At 28.9% G+C, this 1131-nt stretch carries 2 protein-coding genes; both read left to right on the top strand.

Annotation, left to right across the window (positions count from 1 at the left end; all coding sequences use genetic code 11):
• Positions 1-39: 39 nt before the first annotated feature.
• Positions 40-513: a GyrI-like domain-containing protein gene (locus tag Q0370_RS08960; RefSeq protein WP_299574847.1), complete on the top strand. Its 474-nt coding sequence runs from the start codon at positions 40-42 to the stop codon at positions 511-513.
• 19 nt (positions 514-532) lie between these two features.
• A partial coding sequence (locus Q0370_RS08955) for a GyrI-like domain-containing protein (RefSeq protein WP_299574844.1) occupies positions 533-1131 on the top strand: 599 nt, incomplete at its 3' end.

Raw genomic sequence — 1131 nt, 5'->3', positions numbered from 1 at the left:
AATTGATACAATAAAACTTGATAGAAAAGGTGGTAAATTATGAAATATGAAATAGTAGAAATTAAAGAAAAAACTCTTGTTGGATTTAAAACAAGAGTGAAAGATGATGAAACAATGTCTGAAAAAATTTCAAATTTATGGAAAAAACTGTATTCTGAAGAAGGTGCCAAAAATATAAAGGACAGAATTAACAATAATGCTATTGGAGTCTATTATAATTACAGTAATGAAAATGGCTTTGAGTACGACTGTCTTACAGGCTGTGAAGTGAAAAATAAAATTGATGAAATTCCTGAAGATATGACAAGTCTAGAAATTCCTGAAGGAAAATATGCAAAATTTGTGATTTTTGGTGATCCTGTAAAGGCTGTTGGAGAATTTTGGTATAAATTTTGGGAAGAATTTGGGAAGGAAAAATCTGATATAAGAAATTATACCTATGATTTTGAAGAATATATAGCAGGTAATGATTATGAAAATACAGAAATTCACATTTATATCAGTATAAAATAATAACTAGGAGATGATAGTTATGGCATTTGATTTTAAAAAGGAATTTAAAAAATTTTATAGACCGTCAGAAAAACCTGAAATTATAGAAATTCCTAAAATGAATTTTATAGCAGTGCGAGGAAAAGGAAATCCCAATGAGAAAGAAGGGGAATATCAAAAAGCTGTTGAAATGTTATACGGAGTTGCCTACACTCTTAAGATGAGCTATAAAACAGAATACAAAATTGAAGGATTTTTTGAATATGTTGTTCCACCACTAGAAGGGCTTTGGTGGCAGGAAAATGTAGAGAATGAAAATTATCTGTTAAACAAGGAATTATTTAACTGGATTTCTTTAATTAGAGTACCTGATTTTATTAAAAAGGAAGATGTGGAATGGGCTATAAAGTGTGCTACTAAAAAAAAGAAAAAGGATTTTTCAAAAGTTGAATTTTTCAGCTATAATGAAGGACTTTGCGTACAATGCATGCACATAGGAAGTTACAATGATGAACCTGAAACTATTCAAAGAATGAATGAATTTGCACAAAATAACGGATATAATATAGAATTAACAGAAAAAAGATATCATCATGAAATTTATTTGAGCAACCCGAGAAAGGCAGATGTGAATAAGAT

Source organism: uncultured Leptotrichia sp., assembly GCF_938036635.1.
Classification (GTDB): domain Bacteria; phylum Fusobacteriota; class Fusobacteriia; order Fusobacteriales; family Leptotrichiaceae; genus Leptotrichia; species Leptotrichia hongkongensis.
This window is presented reverse-complemented; position numbering and strand designations above follow the sequence as displayed.

Excerpts from the sequence above, each read along its gene's own strand:
- Q0370_RS08960 (WP_299574847.1), top strand. The coding sequence starts at position 40 with ATGAAATATGAAATAGTAGAAATTAAAGAAAAAACTCTTGTTGGATTT.